Here is a 19,822-nt window from a genome sequence, read left to right on the forward strand (position 1 = left end):
GTAGATTATTTTATTATCTCTGAATTTAATTTTTCATAATTTATCTCATAAATTTTAAGATGATATTTGAATTTCTCATTATATGAATCAAATATCTTGGTTAGGAAAGGATACTTGTTGTCATGATAATACACATCATTGAGAAAGGCCGGTCTATTTTTCGCGCCATCTACAACTAAATCGGTTAAGCCTTTGCCTTTGCCAAATTTGATATATTCTGTAAGTGATGTAAAATTCTTTGTTGGAATTGTAATGGTTTTAAAATCTATGGATGATTCTAAAACAGGCCATTTTTCTGGCAATGATGCAGGAGTGATATATGCATCCTCAGGATGATAATCATTAACACCTTTTGCTATTGTTGTAACTTTCTGTGCAATCATAAATGATTCTTCCTGATGATCATAATCAATCTTCTTCAAATCGAGAAAAATAATTGATGATACAATTATTGATCCTATGACAAGAAATAATATTACATTCTTATTTTTTTGATGGTTTACAATTTTCTTTATTGTAAATAATGAAATAACACAAAACAAAGGAAAGAGGGGATAGATGTATCTGGTATCTGGATTTGCTGAAAATGCATAAAGTACAGGTAAACTCATGAAAACTGCTATTGTTATAATTGAAATATTGTCTAAATTTCTCTCTCTTAAAATGAAATAAAGACCTGGCGGTAGAATTAGGATAAACATTGGTATCAATGACCAGCCTGACAGTTTTAGTATGTTTTCGGTAGATGATTGTAAATAACTTTTAAATCCATTTTCTTGTATCTGTGTTCTCAGATCACCAGTACTAGCAAGTATCCTACCAGTTATTGCATCATTTCCTGTTGTATGAATTCTATAAACTACCATTGGCAAAATCAATAATATGAAAATAGAAATTACTAAAAGACAGTTTAGTATTATTTTTTTTCCTTTTCTGTTTCTTACAAAAAACATTATCAAAAATGGTAAAAAGACAAAGAATCCTTCAGCTCTAACTAGAGTAGAAAATGCTACTAAAGCAAAGGAGACATACACCAGATTCTTTCTAGAACTAAAAAAGAAAAACAGTGCAAGTGTTACTAGTATGATAAAAAGTGGTTCTGTTATACCTAATTCGGAATTTTGTATTATTCTTGGTTCAAATGCAAAAATTGCAGCGCCAATTATTGCATAAACTGGAGAAAAGAATCTTCTGCAGAGAAGATATACCGGAATTATTGTTAATACTGAAAGAGAGACTGTTAATACTCTCTGTAGATTCATGTAATCCAAGACATTGCTAAAATGTGACAAGGAAAAAAATAATGATAAAAAGGCAGGCCATCCATTGTTTGCAAAAATATAACTTGTTGGCAGATGTCCTAAGACTGTTGCATCACTTGCATATGAAAAATATTGTAATGCATCAAGAATCAACGGAATGTTGTATGGAAAATAATATATCCTTAGAAATAATCCAGCTGAAAAAATTATGACAATTGAAAGAATTATGTGTTTTAACGAAAAAATTTTTGTTTCTTGTACTTCACTATGATCTTCTAAACTAATATTTTGTGTCTGTTTAGAAATGTTCTCAGCCTGTGATTTTCTATTTATCAAACGATCCACATATACAAGATAAGCTGTTTCAATGAATCCTGATAATACTATGGCAAAAGTGGCTCCATTGATACCATATATTTTTCCTAGTATGATAATAGACGGTATCGCAACTGCCAGTGAAATCCCTGATCCAATTAATACTATCTTACTTTGTTCTCTGCCAAGAAATTGAGATATATATGTCAAATTTATGGATGCTGGAATTACTGCTAAACTGATAATCTGAAAGATTCTAACAGCTTGGGTGTATTTTGGAAATAGGTGGGGAATGATTATGGGGGAAGCTATTATACCAATAACCGCAAGACCTATTGAAAATAAAATCAGGGATTTTTTTAACTTTTTGTTGGCATTACCACTAGAATCATGTGGTAATATGTATTGGAAAACAACTGTAGGTAATAAACTCAATAAAGATAGAAATTGCTGACCGAGTTGGTAGTTTCCTAATAAAGAAAATCCAAGTAGTGGCGCAATTATTAATTTGTCCATATTTCCTCCAAAAGCTCTTGAAAGATCCAAAACATAGTTGTTCATCATTATTCTGAAATGACTTTTTAACATGGATAGCGAAAACTTAGTTTCTTTCAAACCTCTTATGATTACAAACGAGTATGCCAAAAACGAAAATGCTATTCCAAGAATTATTCCTTCAAAACCTATTATGTAATAAAATAATAGGGATAAACCAACCCAAAGAATTTTCTGAGTTATCATATATATTGAATAGTTTTTGTATTGTTTTTTTCCTAGTATGTCTGCAACAGTTACGTTAAAGATGCCATAGCCTATGATGTACAAACTTACGGTGTAATCATGAAAGATCAGAAATGTTACTATGGAACCTATGGCACTTGTAATGGTAATTATGGAAAATAATGTGGCCTGTATCTTCTCGTTTTTAGCACTGTATACAGTTATTGTTGTTCCAGCACCTAAAAATGAAATTACACCTGCAATACTTCCTATTGAGATAAGGTAGCTTAGTCTGCCATATTCTGAAGTTCCAAGAATTGAAGCAAGATAAAACCAAAAAATACCTGAAATTCCTGCAGATGCAATATTTGCAATGCCTAATGTTGTTAAATCTTTAAACCTGGTTACAATACTTCTTATCTTGTTCAAATCGTCTTTCATAATTTGATATCCTTATTGGGACTTAATCAGAATGGCGCTCTCGTACTACGTTAACCAATGAATAAAGCAAAATTGCAGTCATTGTCAACATTGTACCTAAAATTATTGCTCCTATTCCAATCAATGAGATATTTGTTATGATCTGGCGCGTGGCAGTAAATGCCTGAATAGTCCAGACAATAAAAAATAATCCGATTGCTAAGAAGACCATTCCTGGTATGCCATAGAATTTCAATGGATGTTCTATTGAGATAAATTTCATAGTGCTAAGTATTACCGAAACTCCGTGAGATACAGGATTGTGCGTTGAAGTCTCTCCTTCATACAATATGGTTATTGGAACTTCTTTAAACCGAAAACCACTCTTGTTAGCTTTTATCAGGATCTCTGTTGATACTCCCATTCCGTACTCTGAAGGAGTAACTTCTTTTAAGACCTTCTTGTTATATGCTCTAAATCCACTTTGTGAATCACTTATTTTAAAATTCATGGAAGAATTTGTAACATTTGTTATTACTTTGATTCCTATTTTTCTATATTTGGGTACGTTTGTATCATTGGTTTTGTTCAAAAATCTTGAACCTATTACGATATCCGCCTCGCCTGTTTCGATTGGTCTTATTATATTTTCAATATCTTCTACTCGATGTTGTCCGTCAGCATCAAATGTTACTAACATGTCTGCGTCCAATTCTTTTGCTTTGGTAAATAGAGTTCGTATTCCTGCACCATATCCTAAATTTTTTTGATGATTTACTACTAGAGCTCCCATCTTCTCAGCAATTGTTCCAGTCATGTCTGAAGAACCATCATTACATACTACTATAGTATATGAAAATTTTTGTAATTTCGCAATAGTTGAGGCAATATTTTTTTCTTCATTAAATGCAGGTAATCCTATTATCACTTTCATTTTTTCTTGATAGCTATTTTTTTTGTATTTATATTAAGGTTGATTGAATAGGTGATTACTTAAAGACTCATTATTTACCCTATCGTATTCGTTTTCTTGCATATTTACTCATTAATAAAAGAAATCTGTTGAAATATTTGTTTGTCATTCCGCTGGATATTTCTTTAGGAACCATTAACTCATCTACAAATTTCTCAATTACATGTTTATCTGAAAATTTTCTTTTCTTTTCTAGTTCTTTATATCTTGAGTCGATATACTTTCTGTTCTTTAGAATATCTGCATATGCCGATATTTTTTCTCTGATAAAACCTTTGTAAATATAAAAAAACAATATTGTGATTTCGGTCAGAATCAAATATGGTAGTATGCTGTTGTATGTTTTTCTTGAATAATTGGTTAATAGACAATAATGTCTGTTACGCTCAAGTAAATGGAATTTTTTTGAACTCCATTTAAAATTAAAGCTCTCTTTGTGATATACGATTGCTGAGGGTATGTAATAGGAATCAATTCCACTCTTTGCAGCTCTCCATCCAAGGTCCAAATCATCATGATATGCAAAGAGAAAAGTATCAAAATTTCCAATTTTTTCAATTGTTTTTCTAGATGTAAACAAACAAGCTCCAGACGGATATCCAATTTTCTGAGGCTGATCGTATTGACCATTGTCCTTTTCTCCTCTTCCTCTTGAAAAACCAAAACCAAAAATATGAATCATATTTCCAGCACTATTGATTCTTGTAATGTCATCCATGGCTAATAATTTTGGTTGATATAGTCCTTCGCCAAATTTTTGATAAGCATTAATGAATTCTTCTATCCATTGCTTATCTACTGTTGTATCTGGATTCAAAATTATTATGAAATTTCCATCTGCTTTCTCTAATCCTATGTTGTTTCCTTCACAATATCCTACATTTTCTTTATTTTCTATTAAAAAGACTTTTTGAAATTTTTTTTTACACTCCGTATGACTATTATCGTGAGAAGCATTATCAACAACAATGATTTCATAATTGGTGTAATTGCTTTTCATGATGGATTCAACACATTGTGAAAGTAAAATTCCAGAATTGTAATTTAAAATTATGATGCTTATAAGAGGTTCATTTATTCCCATTTTTTTTAAATTGAATTCCATGTATCTAATCTTATTGGTAAATAAAATCCATTTTTCTATGGTTTTTTGTATTTCTAATTAATGTAGTGTCTGATTCATAATTTGAAAGGATCTATTTGATATTACTAACAAATGCTGTATCTCCTAATATCGAAAGAATTTAACAATAAGCAGCTTTAGTTTCTAATATATGATATCTAAAGATTTTCAATAGATACTCCATCTGACCAAAACATATTGAAATCTATTTATCTTCTTCACATCATTATATCTCATGTCATTTAAATTCACAAAATTAGAAATTCCTGAAGTAATACTTGTGGAATCTCTGGCATATTCTGATGAAAGAGGTTTTTTTACAGAAATCTACAAAGAATCTATATTTGCTGATAATGGGATAAAAACAAAATTTGTTCAAGACAACTTTTCTTATTCTATTAAGGGAGTGTTACGAGGATTACATTATCAAAAATATCACAAAGCTCAAGCTAAATTGGTAATGGTAACAAGTGGAGAAATATTTGATGTTGCCGTTGATATTCGTAAAGATTCACCAACATATGGGAAATGGATAGGGGAAGTATTGTCTTCTCAAAATCATAAATTGCTTTATGTTCCAGAAGGGTTTGCTCATGGTTTTTGTGTGCTAAGTAATGATGCATACGTAACATACAAGGTAAACTCAGAATATTCCCTAGATCATGAGAGAGGAATCATTTGGAGTGATCCTGAATTAAAGATCAAATGGCCCATAGACAATCCTATAATGATAAAAAAAGATCAACAACTACCTTTCTTGAAGAACGCTGATAACGATTTTGTATATTAATAAATTATAAAAAATACACGATTACTTCTATTGTTATCTTTGTAAAAATCAAAAAAGTCTTATGATTGGTATGTTGTCTAACATTAGTATGGATCTTCTTATCTGTGGCGGTGCCGGGTTTATTGGAAGTGCGTTTATTCGAAATCATCTAAAAAATAATCCAAAAGATAAAATCATGAATCTTGATAGTTTAACAATAGGATCAAATAAGGACAATCTTAAAGAAATAGAACAAAATCCTAATTACACCTTTATCAAAGATGATATAAGAAATTTTGAAACGGTATCAAAATTTTCACAAATGTCTGATATTATAATTAACTTTGCAGCAGAAACTCATGTAGATAGAAGTATAGCAAATCCTAAACCATTCATTGATACTAATATTGTAGGAACTTATACACTTCTGGAAGCAGCAAGAAAATATGATAAATTATTTTTTCATATATCCACAGATGAAATTTATGGTGATGCTGAAACTAATATTTCTTCCTCAGAAGAGGATCCAATAAAACCAAGTAATCCATACTCTGCTACCAAAGCCTCATCTGACATGTTAGTGGGAGCGTACTATAGGACCTATGGGATGAAATGCATTACAACCAGATGTACAAACAATTTTGGGCCATATCAATTTCCAGAAAAGCTAATTCCGAAAACTATCATTAGAGCAACAAGAAATCTGAAAATTCCTCTTTATGATGGAGGATATCAGATAAGAAGTTGGATATATGTTCTGGATCATGTAGAGGCAATTGAATCATTGATTAAGAATGGCAAGTCAGGTGAAGTGTATAATATTACTGCATGGAACGAGATTACAAACAAGACCGTCGTCGAAAATATTCTCAAATTACTGAATAAACCACTAGATCTGATAGATACTGTAGGGGATAGACCGGGACACGATAAACGATATTCAATCAATGCCTCCAAAATACAAAGAACTACAGGTTGGAAACCAAAATATGAATTTGATCAAGCATTAAGAGAAACGGTTTCTTGGTATGAAAACAATGTAAAATGGTGGGAATCTCTAGCAAATGAAAAGACTTTGCACCCTCAACCGTGGACTATATCCTAATACGATGAAATTCCTTGTAACTGGTTCTACAGGACTAATTGGAACTCAAATAATCAAAGATCTTACAAAAACTGGAAATGAGATCTATGCAGGTTATCATGAATCGAAGCCACTTGGCGGAATACCTGTACAACTTGAACTTACCAATAATGAAGATATGCTCAACATTGTTAAGGAAATCCAGCCGGATGTAATATTGCATCTTGCAGCAATGACAAATGTTGATCGTTGTGAAAAGGAAAAAAAATTGGCATCTCAAATCAATACAATCGCAACAAAAATGCTATCAGAACAATCTTCAAACAATAATTCCTTTTTTGTATATGTATCAACAGATTACGTGTTTGATGGGGAGCATGGATTGAAAAGTGAATCTGATGCCCCAAACCCTGTTAATCATTATGGTTATTCTAAATATCAAGGTGAACTAGCAGTACAAAATAAAGCATCAAGATGGTGTATAGTGCGAACAAGTACTCCTTTTGGAATTCATGATATCAAAAAGAGCTTTCCTTATTTTGTAATTGAAAATCTAAAGGAAAGAAAGGAAATCAACATTCTTACTGATCAATATACTTCTCCCACATATGTTCCAAATCTGAGTAGGATGGTGATTGAGGTTTCTACAAGACAGATACAAGGAATATTTCATCTTGCAGGTGCATCAAGGATATCAAGGTATGACTTGGCTTTGTTGGTATCTGAAAAATTACATCTAGACAAGAATTTGCTAAAACAAACATGTATTAATGATATAAAATGGATAGCAAAAAGACCCAGAGACTCATCTCTTGATGTATCAAAATCCGCCAAAATCCTAAAAGAAAAGCCTCTTTCTATAGAAGCAGGACTAGATTATTTTATAGATGAAATAAGGTATAAACCAAATTGAAATATACCGCATATGTTAAGATGGATTAAAAATGAAAGGCATAATACTACATGGTGGGCACGGAACAAGACTCAGGCCATTGACGCATGCTGGTCCAAAACAACTTCTGAAAATTGCAAATAAACCAATGTCACAATATGCAGTAGAAGATCTTAGGGATGCAGGAATTACTGATCTTGGTATTATAATAGGAGATGTCTATCCAGAAAAGGTAAAAGAATTTTATGGAGATGGCTCAAAGTTTGGAGTCAAGATCAGCTATGTTTACCAAGACCAACCCAAAGGAATATCACATGCAATAAGACTCTGCAAGGATTTCATCAAGGATGATAGATTTGTTGTATACCTTGGAGATAATATTCTCAGAAAAGGTCTAGTTGAATATAAAAAAAAGTTTGAATTATCAAATTCAGATGCAATGATTCTTTTGTGCAAAGTCGATGATCCTACAAGATTTGGTGTAGCAGAACTTGATGGAAATAAAATAACAAAAATAGTTGAAAAACCCAAGAATTCTCTATCTGATCTTGCAGTGATTGGAATATACTTTCTTACTCCACATATTTTTGACATTATAGATAATCTCAAGCCTTCCTGGAGAGGAGAACTCGAGATAACTGATGCATTAGATATGTTGCTTGCTAGAGGTAAGACAATTCAATATGATATCGTTACAGGTTGGTGGAAGGATACAGGAACACCGGAGGATATCTTGGATGCAAATCGTCTCATACTTGATACTGTTGGAAAAGAAAATCAGTTTGAACTTCAGAATGATTCTGAAGTTAAAGGGAATATCGTACTTGGGAAAAATAGCACAATAAGTAGAGATTGTCTTGTTACGGGGCCTGTAATAATAGGTCATAATTGTAATATTGGCCCGGCAGTAAAAATTGGACCATACGTTAGCATTGGAAACAATTCTGTTCTAAAAAACTGTGATATTGAAAACTCTATAATTATGGATAATTGTGTGATAAATGTACCAGTCAGTGTCATATCTAGTATAATTGCTAGTGGTTCTGAAATAATTGAAAATACTCTTCCAAAAAAATATCAATTTTTACTTGGAGAAAGATCAAAAATTAAAATGTGATACTTGTTGCTACATTTTCTTCATACCTATTATTTTCGATGATAGTAAATCTAAGAAATCAATGGTTTGTGAACGATTTTTAAATTATTTGTATTATTTAATCAGTTTTATTCTATCGCCTGTAACTTTATAATATATATTTTATTACCTTAAATTGACAAAATCAATGCCTAGTTTAATGTGTTAATTTGGTGATGGTTCATGACTATGACTAATATTAGATCGAATTGTAAATTCTTAGACGAATCAAAGAAAAATCACTTGATCAAAAGTATTGCAGTAACTTACATTCCAATTCTTCTGATAATGATAAACGTTCTTGTCTTTCATAATGTGATTATTGGACTTGTTGCAACATCTGCATTTCTAATACTCAATGGTTCTGTTGTATATGAAAAACTAAAATCTGTATTAGGTGAGATTAAGTGGATAGGGATAACACTTGGTGCCTTTATCTTTCTAGTCAGCATATGTGTAATATCTTCACCATTTGTTTTGTTTTCTGCCTTTTCATTAGAACATCTGGTTGTGATTGTTGCAATATCTGGAATTCCTATTGTTGTATTTAGAATAAGAGATAATCTTCCAGTAAATCCGATTATCTTCCAAAAGATGGAAAAAATAAATCGGTATGACTTGGGTTTAATTGCTATCTGGATATCGTTATTGATTCTTGATATTTTTGTATTGTCATCAAATACTACATCAGATTCAACTTTTTTGTGGAAACGGATTCCGTTAACTCATCTCTACGTTTTTTTTATATTTTTACTTGTAACTGGTGGAATACTATTTAGAAAAATCAGCATATCTGTTAGAAGTGTAATAATCACAGCTTCAATAATTTTTGCATGTTCTTATGCAGTTATTGTAGTTCCGACATTATACTCAAATGATACTTGGTTTCTTCTGGGAGAGATTAGAGGTGCTTTAAACCATGATCATTTATACGTCGCACAAAACACTCTAGTACAAAACATCTCAACAGTTTCACTTGGTCCATTTAAAATTCCTGAACAATATCTGACTGTTTGGTCACGAGGAATATCTAACACCTTGGGACTGTATACTTCGCAATTGCTATCTGATGGTAGTCTGACTTTCTGGAGATTGCTTTCACCTGTGTTTGCTTTGGGTACTACAGCTGTTATATTATTTAGAATTGGACATCTTGTATCAAAAAAATATCTTTTCTCACTTCTGTTACCATTTTCATTCTTGTTCTATTCTGGGCTTACATACTACATGTCCCAAACTGTAAAACTCTCTCTCTATGCCTTTTTTCGTCTTGGGCCTGCTCTTTTGGACTACTTTTTTATTACAAAAAGACAAGAAAACATTTCTTTTTGCTTTGATTGTTACTGTTCTTAATTTTGTTAACTATTCATTATTTTTCCTGATTTTATTCGATGTTATGATAATTTCTATATTTGTTAGATATGTGATGACAAGATCCTCTAATTCATCTAGAAAATTGTCTCTTCTATTCATTCCCTTGATTGTTGGTATCTTGTCATTTGTAATTCCTCTTGCACAAATACCTTTAGGTTCATCCTTTTCTGGCTTTGATATTTCATTACAATTTCCAAAACTAGTTAATTGGATCCAAATAATGTTTGGATATTATCTTCCTCCAGGTCAATCAATTCCATTTAATCAGTTTATAGCTACTGCTAGTTGGTTTTTTATTTCACATGTTGTATCTTTTATTCTTTTTTTGATCGGCGCTTTTCGTTTTAACTTTAATAAAAACATCCGTTATACTCTTCTTCTAAGTATTTTTACTCTTCACATAAGTGCATATGTGACTATAAATCTCATGACTTTGCCACATGCTTTAGATTATGTTGTTACTGTGTTTCCAATATTAGAAATACCGTTTGTCGCATTTGGAATTTTATGGTTGTTTGAAAAAGGTACGCATCTTGTAAGAAATACAATTGCAGGTAAAATGCTTATTCCTCTTCTCTGTATTCTGATTGCAACACTTGTAGAATCTGGAATAGTTCTAGAAACAAATACTGCATGGGTTACTCCAGCTGATGTAGAGGCTACAAAATATATTCTACAAATTCAAAAAAATGATGCTAATTATTCTCTGATCACAAATTCTTGGGGCTCCTATCCTCTGTATTATTTTACGGGTGGTGAAAAATTATATGGCGGTTTTCATGCCGATATAAGTCCAGGTTTGAGAAATGTGGATAGATCTTTGTATTATTATTCTCTGATGCAAAATTCAACCAACCCTTCAATTGCTACTAATGCAATAAATGAAACAAAGAGTTGTACTGTCTACTACATCAAACCTAGTTGGGTAGGAGCTTCTCCTTCTCAAATGCATAATGTCACTTCAATTTTGGGATTTCCCATAGTTTTCAAAAATGATCACCAAACAACTTTTCTTTTTGGAAAATCTTACTGTGACAAAAATGATCCTCTCCAGTCAACTGGTGGTTATATTCAACCTGTATCGATGTTACTTTCAAATCATCACTATGTTGAATCTTTAAAAAAATATGATGAAATGATTGAAAATAAAAAATATGATGATTCTACACTTGATTCATATGCTGATGTTTTATCCTTTATCCCGCTCCCATCTGATTCTAACAAAATCATTTCTGAATCTGATGTAAAAATGAAATTGCTTGAAAAATTAGATTCCAAGGCTGAATACTATGCTTCTATTGGTGATCTTAATAGAACTCTCCTTGTTGCAAATAATATGTTAAGTTTAGATGGTTCTAACATATCTGCCTTGTCATATGTGGTTCTAGATCTGATTTCTAAGGAACATTATAATGGTACAAATCTAGCATTCCGGAATTTTCAGAGTAATTCTGCTTTACTGCGAGATTCTAAACTGAATGAAGCATTAAACTTGGAAAAAAAGAATGATCTAGATAAATCTTTAATCCTTTACAAAAATATCGCAGAAGATGATCAAAAAACATTCCAAACTAAATTAGATATTGCAAAAACCTTTGTTGATAAGAGGCTACTAAATGAAGCAACTGATATCTATTTACATGTTCCAGATATGTACAAAAATCAAGTTGCAGATTGGGATGCAATAAATAATGTGTATGAAAAACAGGGTAAAATAGATTTTTTGATTTATAAAAACCTGGGACTTGTGCACTTTGATGATCATGATATAAAAAATTCACTTATAGAACAAGCCCATTACTTTTCTAACGTCCCAGATCCTGCTGGACTTTTATTAGTAAGTAATGCAATTCTTTCTATTGATCCACTGAATACTGTAGGATTAATTGACAAAGCCGCAAGTTTGACTCATTTTAAGAAATATGATGAAGCTCTTTCTATTTTAGATATGGCTATTTCAAATAATCCAAAAAATATTTCTTATCTTAATGACAAAGGAGGTGTTTATCTTAAAATGAAGGATTATGATAAAGCAATCTCGACATATGATGATGCTCTTGCAATTGAACCTAACGATGTACCAACTCTTCAAAATAAACTATCTGTGTTCATTACTTTGGGACATGTTGATGACTCAATAAATCTGATAAACAATCTTTTATCAATAGATCCAAATAACATAACAACTTTAACGTATGAAAGTATTTTGTTAGCGACCCAAGGAAAATATGATGACTCCTTACTAATAAACGATAAAATATTATCACTGGATCCACAAGCTGGACAAAATGTTTTATCTTATGAAGTAGATCAACTTATTGCCGTCAAAAAATACGAAATGGCTTTACCATTTCTGAATAAACTACTAGTTTTACATCCAACTGATCATGCTGCTGTATATAACAAAATATTCCTTTTGTCAAATTTGGGAAGATATGATGAAGCTCTTTTGGCGATAAATCAATCTTTAATGTATGATCCACTAGATATTGGAGTGCTCAAAGCTAAAGCCTCAGTATTGATACAAATAGGTAAACTACCCCAAGCACTTGATGTCTATAATAAAATTCTATTGCTTAATTCATCTGACACAGATGCCTTAAAATCAAAGAATAAAATTTTATCATATATGTCATCACAATAATAAAGAAAAACTAATTATTAAAATGGTGATTAAAATCTTTTTATGTATTATAACAAATGAAATGATTTTAAATCGACCTGAATAAACATATCTGTTGAAAAAAGCTATTTTTCTTGATAGAGATGGCGTACTAAATGTAAAAAGAAATGATTATGTCAAATCAGAAGATGAATTAGAAATAATTCCTAAGATAGAAAAGCAGTTATTACGACTTGTTAATGCAGGATATGATTTGTTTATATTAACAAATCAATCTGTAATTAATAGAGGGTTAATCTCTGTTGAAGACGAATCAAAGATTAACAAGAAACTTTTGGATTTTCTGACTAACCATGGTGTTAAAATATCAAAAATTTATATCTGTCCCCATAGACCAGATGAAAATTGTCTTTGCAGAAAGCCAAACATTGGTATGATAAACCAAGCTGTTCAAGAATTTGAGATTGATCTTACCACTTCATGGTTCTTAGGGGATAGTGAATCTGACAAAGAAGCAGCAACTCGTGCTGGTTGTAATTTTGCTCTAGTTTGTAACAATCTCAATATCGTTGTAGATCAAATTTTGACACAAATCTAAAAATGAAAACATTTCTGTTTTCCGATTAATTTTTAAAATATAATTTATTTGGTTATTAATACATAAGAAAAGTCTTAATATTTTTCATTTTTCTCACTATGTGTGGAAAATTCAAGATCTTCTTTTGAAGTAATTAACGAAGGAAGAATACAATTAGCCATTGTTATCTATCATAGTGCTAATGAAAAGGGAGGGCGGTTTTATACTTCTGATCTTGATCAATTCCAATTAGGTTTTCACATTAGAGAAAAAGGATACAAATCAAAACCTCATTATTATGAAAGAGAACCAGTGACAATCCAAGATCCTATCCAAGAAATTCTTCATATTGTCAATGGAAAGATTCTGATGGTATTGTATGGAATTGATAAAAAGACGATCATATCTAAAAAACAACTGAAATCTGGCGATACGATAATACTTACAGGGCATGGGGCTCACGCCACTGAATTCTTAGAAGATTCAAAAATACTGGAAATAAAACAAGGTCCATTTACTGGCAACGAACGAGTTGATGTAGTATGATTCAAAAAGTGGTTTTTTAATGAAGATATTTGTAACAGGTGCCTCTGGTTTTCTGGGATATGTGATAACGAAGAAAAAAACAATACATGATATAGTTGGAAGCTACTATTCTCATGAAATGCTCAAAATGATTCATCTTGATGTGTTAGATAAATCTAAAATAGAGAAAATATTTCAAAAAGAAAAACCTGACGTAATAATTCATGCAGCTGCAATGAGAAATGATGCTGTAGAAAAAAATAATGAGATGGGTCGCCTGATTAATGTCAAAGGTACTCTAAACATAGTAGAGATATGTAAAAAGATGGGAATCATGCTGGTCTATATTTCTACAGATTTGATTTTTGACGGTAAGAAAGGTTTGTATGAAGAAAATGATATACCAAATCCTTTAAGTTATTATGGACTAACAAAATTTGAAGCAGAAAAAACTGTAATAAATAATTATGATAAAACATGTGTAGTTCGCACAAGTCTGTTATATGGTTGGAATAATTCATTTTCCAATTTTGTAATGTTGGTAATACAAAATCTTAGAAAAGGACAACGATTCAATGCTATTAATGATCAATATGTTTCACCTTCATATGCTGAAAATGTAGCAGATATGTTAATTGAAATCTGCGAAAAACAAATTACTGGAATATGTCATGTTGCAGGTACCACTAGACTGACAAGATTTGAATTTGCAAATCAGATATCGGATATATTTGAACTAAATAAGGAACTGATTGAACCGATATCGATGACTGAAATGAATTGGAAAACAAATAGGGGAATGGACTGTAGCCTAAGCGTCGAATTAGTAAAAAAAATTTTAAAAACTAAGCCCATGTCTACACTTGAAGGACTGAAAAATATGAAAAATCAGGAGAGAACACATGATAAAAAAGAATGAAAAAATAAGATGTCGAGTTCCACTTCGAATAAGCTTTGCAGGTGGCGGAACTGATGTGCCGCCATACTCAACTACTAGAGGAGGAGCAGTCATTGGATCCACAATTTCTAAATATGCGTATTCTACACTAACACAACAAAATTCTGGAAAAAATACTGTGATAATCAGATCTTTGGATTTTGATCTAGTCACTGTTCTTGATTTCAAAGCAAAGTTCTTTGATGTGTCTTATGATGGAAGGTCTGACTTGGCAAAAGCCGTGCTTAAAGTACTGAAGCCAAAAAAACTTGGTTTTGAGATTATCACGGCATGTGATGCTCCTCCTGGAACCGGTCTTGCATCTTCTACCGCAGTGATAATCTCTCTGGTAGGTGCTCTAAAAGAATTCATGGAAAAACCTCTAACATCATATGAAATTGCCGAGATGGCTCATGCTATAGAACGAAGAGAGCTAGCTATAAAAGGTGGACATCAGGATCAATACGCTTGTACTTTTGGCGGTTTTTATTTTATAGAATTCAAACAAAATAGTACAATAGTAAATCCCCTGAGAATGAAACAAGAAATAACGCAAGAATTGGAAAGTAATCTTCTTCTTGTTGATACAGGTGTGAGTAGATCTTCCTCGAAGATTCATTCATTTCAATCAAAATCCCAAACTGATGAGAAAGTTATACAAACATTGGACGAAGTAAAAAAACAGGCTTATGATATCAAATCTGTTCTTCTAAAGGGTGATGTGAAAAGCTTTGGTGAAATGTTACACAAATCTTGGGAAACTAAAAAGAAGATTTCAGATATCATTTCAAATAATAGGATTGATAAAATATATCACAAAATGAGGGTGAATGGGGCAATCGGAGGTAAAGTCCTTGGTGCTGGAGGTGGTGGCCATATGTTATTTTATGTAGAACATGAAAAACGTAGGGGACTTGAAAAATTGTTATCTGGAATGGGTTGTATTGCAATACCATTCAGCTTTGAAAATAATGGAATTCAAACATGGACTATCGGTGATACAGGAGTTCGCTCATAAAAATATAATTTTTGAATTGATATGATTATTTTTTATCTGTAATTTTTTTTGTAGGATGATTTGTCATTGACGCTTTCTTGAGATACTCTTCAAAATCTTCAATTTTATTAGTGGATGAATATAGTTTTACGATTGTTTCTCTTGCAATCTGCCCCATCCCTTTAATGTTATCCTTATCTATCAGGATGTTCTTTAATGTCAAATACAGATTTGTTTTAGTACCATCTACGATGAAACCGCTTTTTTTATCTGTAACTAGCTCTTCATTTGAGTACCCTTTCGTTGTTATGATGCATTTACCACATGCCATGTATTCCATCAACTTACCTGCAGGAGCATAGTTCATGGGATGTGGTCTAAGAAAGGGATCAACACATATGTCGCAAGAAGCAATGATTTTTGGAACAATCTGGTGTTCTAACCATGGCATTGCAAGAATTACGTCTTTTTTGACTCCGTTTTCAATTTTTTTCTTGATTAAATTCAAAAGTTTATCACGGCAAGATCCCCACCCCATTATGATGATCTGCACCATATGACCTTCTTTATCCAGTTGTACTACATTGTCAATCAAATCTACAAGGTACGATATGTGCCACTCTTCTATTGCACCTGAATATAATATAGAAATCTTGTTCTTGTCAATTCCATATTGTTCTCTGATCTGTTTAGATGATATGGCGTCAAGTGGCTTGAATATTTCAAAATCGATGGAATGAGTTCCGATTAGTGTAACTTTTTTTCTGAGCTTTTCCTCATAAAACTTACAGAGTGATGGATTTGTACCAATTAAAAATTTGCTTTTTTTATATATTGCATGATTTATTTTTATGAATAATCTTGCTACAGTTTTTATCAAAAATGATTTTGCATGAAATGCTACAAGAGTTTCTAAAACCAATCCTCTAAAAACAAAAATAATTGGTTTTCGTTTTGTGATGTTAGCCATTGAGATTAAAAGAGGGATATACCATCCTCCTTCTACTACAATAACATCTGGGTTTTCTTTTTTTATGATAGTTGATAACTTTATTATTATTAGTGGTAAAATGAAAAATGCTTTCATTGGGGATGGTAAAATAGCATGTACATTATCTTGATGATTATTTGAAGAATCTTTTCTTACAATGATAACAATTTCATGATTCAATTTTTTTAATTTCCTTTGTATAGAAAAAAGGTCAATATTTCCTTTACCTTCTACCTCACTTTCGTTATATAAAAAAACGATTTTCATTGTAGAGTTACTGTTACAACTTGAATATGTATTGTACTGTTAACATTGATCTATGGTGAAAATTTATTAGCCTTCAATTTACTTCACGTAACTAATAAATGTCTTAAAAAAGATCTCCATATCTTCTAATTGTAAATCGGATTGTTATAGGCAACTAAAAAATCAATATGTGATAACAAACCAGAGAAATGAGAGACCGATTTTAATACCTCTTAACTTCTCATTAGCGCGTAATTTTGATTTATCTATTAGCCTGTTGAAAGTAATAGGGACTTCAACAACTTTCATATCGTTTTCAACCGCTAACATTGTAAGATACAAATCCTACAGCAATACCCCAGTTGCTTCATCCGTATTCTGAATGGTTAGTTTTTCAGAAATTTTCTCTAGTACCTCACTTTCATTAATCTGTATACGCATCCAACATCAGTCAGATTTACAAATCCAATATGTTTCAAATTGAAATATTTGATTGGATTTATTTCGCTAGGTTCGTTGTTTTCTATTTCTATATTTCTTCTAATAAAAAGAATTAACAAATCGTTCCCATGGATTGTTTTTGGAACTATGGGAATTTTATCAACAATGTTTACATCTTTGGGACGGTTCAATGTACGACTTCCAGACACAAATTATTTCATCATCATGTCTACTTTTACTCAAATTGCCTTGTTGGTTGTAGTGACTATATTATTACTTGAAATAAGAAAATCAAAGAATAAAAAATTGCGTTGGTCTACTACGATCATTTATGTTTTCTTTATTGCAATGGAAATGATTGCATTATCAACATCATATCAGGATGGTTTCAAGTATGAAATTGCTGGCTATGAAGCCTTGATTCCGTATCTTGATTGTATGCATATACCGTCTAGTCCAGAAAAGTGCAACTATTTTAATGTTTTTGGTGATCCAAAAAATAGCTGGGAATCTGCAAAGGATGTTTCAACAGTGTTCAATATATTGCTTGAAAGGAAAGCAACATTTTTTCAAATACACTCTTAGAACAAGAAAAAAATGAAATGACTCTAGAAAAAAATGGAATATGTTAGATCAAGGAAAAGGAATGGGAGATATAGATCATGTGTATGACCATGAAATCTCTAAAAATGAAACCATTTTGCTTAATGATTCATCTGTGATTATATCTGGATGGATAATGAGAGATATGATGGTAAAGTGGACCAAGTCATTTTATTTGTAGACGGTAAACCGTTTTTATCATCTGATCTATTTTGGCCTAGACCTGAGATAGTGCAACTACATGATTTACCATACAAAAACCCTGCTATAGGTTGGGGTTTCAAATTCTTCACAGGATTTTTTGAAAATGGATGTCATAAAATATCAATTGGCGGAATTAATGAAAATAGCAAATTCACTGTAGATGGGGAATTCATCCTGTGTAAAAAACCCTCAATTCTATAATTCGTGATGTAAATCTGAAAAATATTTGATTATGAAAATTGGTTTCCTCATAAATTTTTATCCTACATCTAAAAAGATGAAATAAATATATGTTTCTTATCGTGATTCAAATCTCATAACAGTAATAAATACTACAAATAAAATTGAAACAAATATCTCAATTGGTGACAACGATCATATGATAACGGTTGATCCGAGCAAAAATCTTGTTTATGTCTCCAATATTTCTTCGGTCAATGTAATTGATGGACAAACAAATAATGTGATGGCTAATCTTTATGTCGGTCACATAATCACGGCAATATCTATAGATGGCAAAAATTCTTTATATGTAGGATATGATGATCCTCTAACAATTGTAGTATCTAGTATTACATAACGGAATTATGATTTTAAATTAATTTTTTATTATATCATATTTTATTAGATGTTTCCATAACGCGAATCTTTTATTATGGCAAATGCCTTCATCAATTCCTTAATTCCAAAATCTAGAGAGTAGATTGGTTTGAAACCCGTTTTCTCAATCTTTTCATTTGAAACTATGTAATCACGCTTGTCAGGATCCTTTCCTATGTCTGATTCAATATAGACAAAATCGGAACGATATTTTTTTATCTTCTCACAAAGCTCTAGCTTTGAAAGATTAGCATCCGATAGACCAACATTGTATGTCTCTCCTTTCAAATTTTCAAAGTTCTTTATACCATGAAGGAAAGTACGAGCAACATCCTGAATGTGAATATAATTTCGTTTAAAATGACCCTCGAAGATTACCACAAACTTGTCTGTCATTGCACGATGAACAAAATCATTTACTAGCAGATCTACACGCATTCTAGGGGAAACACCGAACACTGTTGCCAGTCTAAAACTGATCGAGTTTCCTGCATCTAGTATTTCTTTTTCTGCTTCTACCTTTGTTTTACCGTATAGAGAGATTGGTCTGAGAGGAGTCTCTTCTGTACAGAACTTGTTTTTCTCTCCTATACCATAACCACTGTTGGTACACGGGTAAAGAATTTTCTGGTCCTTTGTTCTCAAGGATAACAAAAGTTTTGATGCATCAAGATTGGTTGTTGTAGCAGCAATTTGATCTGCATTACATAGAGGTGCTCCAACAAGAGCAGCTAAATGAATTATAAAATCCTGTCCTTTCATAGCTGATTGTAATGTTTCTTTATCTCTTATATCACCGCGAATGACGGAAAAATTTTCATTATTACAGCAATCTAAAAGACTATTTTGTTCATACATGAATCTATCAAGTACTGTCACAGAATATCCTTGGTTAAGTAGTTCTTTTGTTAGAACCGAACCAATATATCCTGCGCCTCCTGTTATTAGAATTCTATCACTCATTTTCTATCTTTCTTTGAATATGATGCTCTCCTGTACTTACTTTAAATG

The 19,822-nt window shown here is 31.7% G+C and carries 18 protein-coding genes; 13 read left to right on the plus strand and 5 right to left on the minus strand.

Annotation, left to right across the window (positions count from 1 at the left end):
- Positions 1-5 precede the first annotated feature (5 nt).
- The 3 genes from BQ3481_RS09730 to BQ3481_RS09740 all read right to left on the minus strand — a co-directional run bounded on the left by BQ3481_RS09730 (position 6) and on the right by BQ3481_RS09740 (position 4,774).
- Complete coding sequence (locus tag BQ3481_RS09730; protein WP_157928081.1) at positions 6-2,738, minus strand: polysaccharide biosynthesis C-terminal domain-containing protein; 2,733 nt, start codon at positions 2,736-2,738, stop codon at positions 6-8.
- Between the two features lie 22 nt (positions 2,739-2,760).
- Entirely contained in the window at positions 2,761-3,651 is an 891-nt protein-coding gene (locus BQ3481_RS09735) for a glycosyltransferase family 2 protein (protein WP_157928082.1), read from the minus strand.
- A 79-nt stretch (positions 3,652-3,730) separates the two neighbouring features.
- A complete protein-coding gene (locus tag BQ3481_RS09740; RefSeq protein WP_157928083.1) occupies positions 3,731-4,774 on the minus strand; it encodes a glycosyltransferase family 2 protein in 1,044 nt (347 codons plus the stop codon).
- Between the two features lie 274 nt (positions 4,775-5,048).
- Here BQ3481_RS09740 and rfbC point away from each other — a divergent pair, with 274 nt between their 5' ends.
- The 10 genes from rfbC to BQ3481_RS09790 all read left to right on the plus strand — a co-directional run bounded on the left by rfbC (position 5,049) and on the right by BQ3481_RS09790 (position 15,747).
- Entirely contained in the window at positions 5,049-5,603 is a 555-nt protein-coding gene (rfbC, locus tag BQ3481_RS09745) for a dTDP-4-dehydrorhamnose 3,5-epimerase (protein WP_157928084.1), read from the plus strand.
- Positions 5,604-5,691: 88 nt separating this feature from the next.
- On the plus strand, positions 5,692-6,687 hold the full coding sequence (gene rfbB / locus BQ3481_RS09750; RefSeq protein ID WP_157928085.1) for a dTDP-glucose 4,6-dehydratase: 996 nt from the start codon (positions 5,692-5,694) through the stop codon (positions 6,685-6,687).
- Entirely contained in the window at positions 6,647-7,579 is a 933-nt protein-coding gene (rfbD, locus tag BQ3481_RS09755; RefSeq protein WP_231911787.1) for a dTDP-4-dehydrorhamnose reductase, read from the plus strand. Before rfbB ends, rfbD begins: the two co-directional genes overlap by 41 nt.
- A 31-nt stretch (positions 7,580-7,610) precedes the next feature.
- Positions 7,611-8,675, plus strand: a complete 1,065-nt coding sequence (locus tag BQ3481_RS09760) for a glucose-1-phosphate thymidylyltransferase (RefSeq protein ID WP_157928086.1) — start codon at positions 7,611-7,613, stop codon at positions 8,673-8,675.
- A 207-nt stretch (positions 8,676-8,882) separates the two neighbouring features.
- Positions 8,883-10,046: a hypothetical protein gene (locus BQ3481_RS09765; protein WP_157928087.1), complete on the plus strand. Its 1,164-nt coding sequence runs from the start codon at positions 8,883-8,885 to the stop codon at positions 10,044-10,046.
- Positions 9,964-12,711: a tetratricopeptide repeat protein gene (locus BQ3481_RS09770; RefSeq protein WP_157928088.1), complete on the plus strand. Its 2,748-nt coding sequence runs from the start codon at positions 9,964-9,966 to the stop codon at positions 12,709-12,711. Before BQ3481_RS09765 ends, BQ3481_RS09770 begins: the two co-directional genes overlap by 83 nt.
- Positions 12,712-12,805: 94 nt before the next feature.
- Positions 12,806-13,288: a D-glycero-alpha-D-manno-heptose-1,7-bisphosphate 7-phosphatase gene (locus BQ3481_RS09775; RefSeq protein WP_157928089.1), complete on the plus strand. Its 483-nt coding sequence runs from the start codon at positions 12,806-12,808 to the stop codon at positions 13,286-13,288.
- 102 nt (positions 13,289-13,390) lie between these two features.
- A complete protein-coding gene (locus BQ3481_RS09780; RefSeq protein ID WP_157928090.1) occupies positions 13,391-13,813 on the plus strand; it encodes a cupin domain-containing protein in 423 nt (140 codons plus the stop codon).
- A 19-nt stretch (positions 13,814-13,832) separates the two neighbouring features.
- Positions 13,833-14,711 carry an SDR family oxidoreductase gene (locus BQ3481_RS09785; protein ID WP_157928091.1) on the plus strand — a complete coding sequence of 293 codons (879 nt, stop codon included), beginning with the start codon at positions 13,833-13,835 and terminating at the stop codon, positions 14,709-14,711.
- Positions 14,695-15,747 (plus strand): GHMP family kinase ATP-binding protein, encoded by a 1,053-nt coding sequence (locus BQ3481_RS09790; protein ID WP_157928092.1) that lies wholly within the window; start codon positions 14,695-14,697, stop codon positions 15,745-15,747. Before BQ3481_RS09785 ends, BQ3481_RS09790 begins: the two co-directional genes overlap by 17 nt.
- 25 nt (positions 15,748-15,772) lie before the next feature.
- Here BQ3481_RS09790 and BQ3481_RS09795 read toward each other — a convergent pair whose 3' ends face one another.
- Positions 15,773-16,897 carry a glycosyltransferase gene (locus BQ3481_RS09795; RefSeq protein WP_162287763.1) on the minus strand — a complete coding sequence of 375 codons (1,125 nt, stop codon included), beginning with the start codon at positions 16,895-16,897 and terminating at the stop codon, positions 15,773-15,775.
- A 672-nt stretch (positions 16,898-17,569) separates the two neighbouring features.
- Between BQ3481_RS09795 and BQ3481_RS09800 the strand changes: the two genes are divergently transcribed.
- From BQ3481_RS09800 to BQ3481_RS09810, 3 genes are all read left to right on the plus strand, one after another.
- Positions 17,570-17,989 (plus strand): hypothetical protein, encoded by a 420-nt coding sequence (locus BQ3481_RS09800; RefSeq protein ID WP_157928094.1) that lies wholly within the window; start codon positions 17,570-17,572, stop codon positions 17,987-17,989.
- A 147-nt stretch (positions 17,990-18,136) separates the two neighbouring features.
- Positions 18,137-18,412: a hypothetical protein gene (locus BQ3481_RS09805; RefSeq protein WP_157928095.1), complete on the plus strand. Its 276-nt coding sequence runs from the start codon at positions 18,137-18,139 to the stop codon at positions 18,410-18,412.
- Between the two features lie 178 nt (positions 18,413-18,590).
- Positions 18,591-18,791, plus strand: coding sequence for a hypothetical protein (locus tag BQ3481_RS09810; protein WP_157928096.1), 201 nt, complete (start codon positions 18,591-18,593; stop codon positions 18,789-18,791).
- A gap of 44 nt (positions 18,792-18,835) precedes the next feature.
- Here the strand turns inward: BQ3481_RS09810 and BQ3481_RS09815 are convergent, their stop codons facing one another.
- The gene (locus tag BQ3481_RS09815) at positions 18,836-19,774 is read right to left on the minus strand and encodes an NAD-dependent epimerase/dehydratase family protein (protein WP_157928097.1); all 939 of its coding nucleotides are present in this window, start codon (positions 19,772-19,774) and stop codon (positions 18,836-18,838) included.
- Positions 19,775-19,822: the final 48 nt, after the last annotated feature.

The sequence above is a fragment of the Candidatus Nitrosotalea okcheonensis genome, from assembly GCF_900177045.1.
Taxonomy (GTDB): domain Archaea; phylum Thermoproteota; class Nitrososphaeria; order Nitrososphaerales; family Nitrosopumilaceae; genus Nitrosotalea; species Nitrosotalea okcheonensis.

What these genes read in the sequence shown, in the direction of transcription:
- BQ3481_RS09730 (WP_157928081.1), bottom strand. Translation starts at nt 2,738, where the DNA reads ATGAAAGACGATTTGAACAAGATAAGAAGTATTGTAACCAGGTTTAAA.
- BQ3481_RS09735 (WP_157928082.1), bottom strand. Translation starts at nt 3,651, where the DNA reads ATGAAAGTGATAATAGGATTACCTGCATTTAATGAAGAAAAAAATATT.
- BQ3481_RS09740 (WP_157928083.1), bottom strand. Translation starts at nt 4,774, where the DNA reads ATGGGAATAAATGAACCTCTTATAAGCATCATAATTTTAAATTACAAT.
- rfbC (WP_157928084.1), top strand. Translation starts at nt 5,049, where the DNA reads ATGTCATTTAAATTCACAAAATTAGAAATTCCTGAAGTAATACTTGTG.
- rfbB (WP_157928085.1), top strand. Translation starts at nt 5,692, where the DNA reads ATGGATCTTCTTATCTGTGGCGGTGCCGGGTTTATTGGAAGTGCGTTT.
- rfbD (WP_231911787.1), top strand. Translation starts at nt 6,647, where the DNA reads ATGAAAAGACTTTGCACCCTCAACCGTGGACTATATCCTAATACGATG.
- BQ3481_RS09760 (WP_157928086.1), top strand. Translation starts at nt 7,611, where the DNA reads ATGAAAGGCATAATACTACATGGTGGGCACGGAACAAGACTCAGGCCA.
- BQ3481_RS09765 (WP_157928087.1), top strand. Translation starts at nt 8,883, where the DNA reads ATGACTAATATTAGATCGAATTGTAAATTCTTAGACGAATCAAAGAAA.
- BQ3481_RS09785 (WP_157928091.1), top strand. Translation starts at nt 13,833, where the DNA reads ATGAAGATATTTGTAACAGGTGCCTCTGGTTTTCTGGGATATGTGATA.
- BQ3481_RS09790 (WP_157928092.1), top strand. Translation starts at nt 14,695, where the DNA reads ATGATAAAAAAGAATGAAAAAATAAGATGTCGAGTTCCACTTCGAATA.
- BQ3481_RS09800 (WP_157928094.1), top strand. Translation starts at nt 17,570, where the DNA reads ATGTTTACATCTTTGGGACGGTTCAATGTACGACTTCCAGACACAAAT.
- BQ3481_RS09805 (WP_157928095.1), top strand. Translation starts at nt 18,137, where the DNA reads ATGGATAATGAGAGATATGATGGTAAAGTGGACCAAGTCATTTTATTT.
- BQ3481_RS09810 (WP_157928096.1), top strand. Translation starts at nt 18,591, where the DNA reads ATGATAACGGTTGATCCGAGCAAAAATCTTGTTTATGTCTCCAATATT.
- BQ3481_RS09815 (WP_157928097.1), bottom strand. Translation starts at nt 19,774, where the DNA reads ATGAGTGATAGAATTCTAATAACAGGAGGCGCAGGATATATTGGTTCG.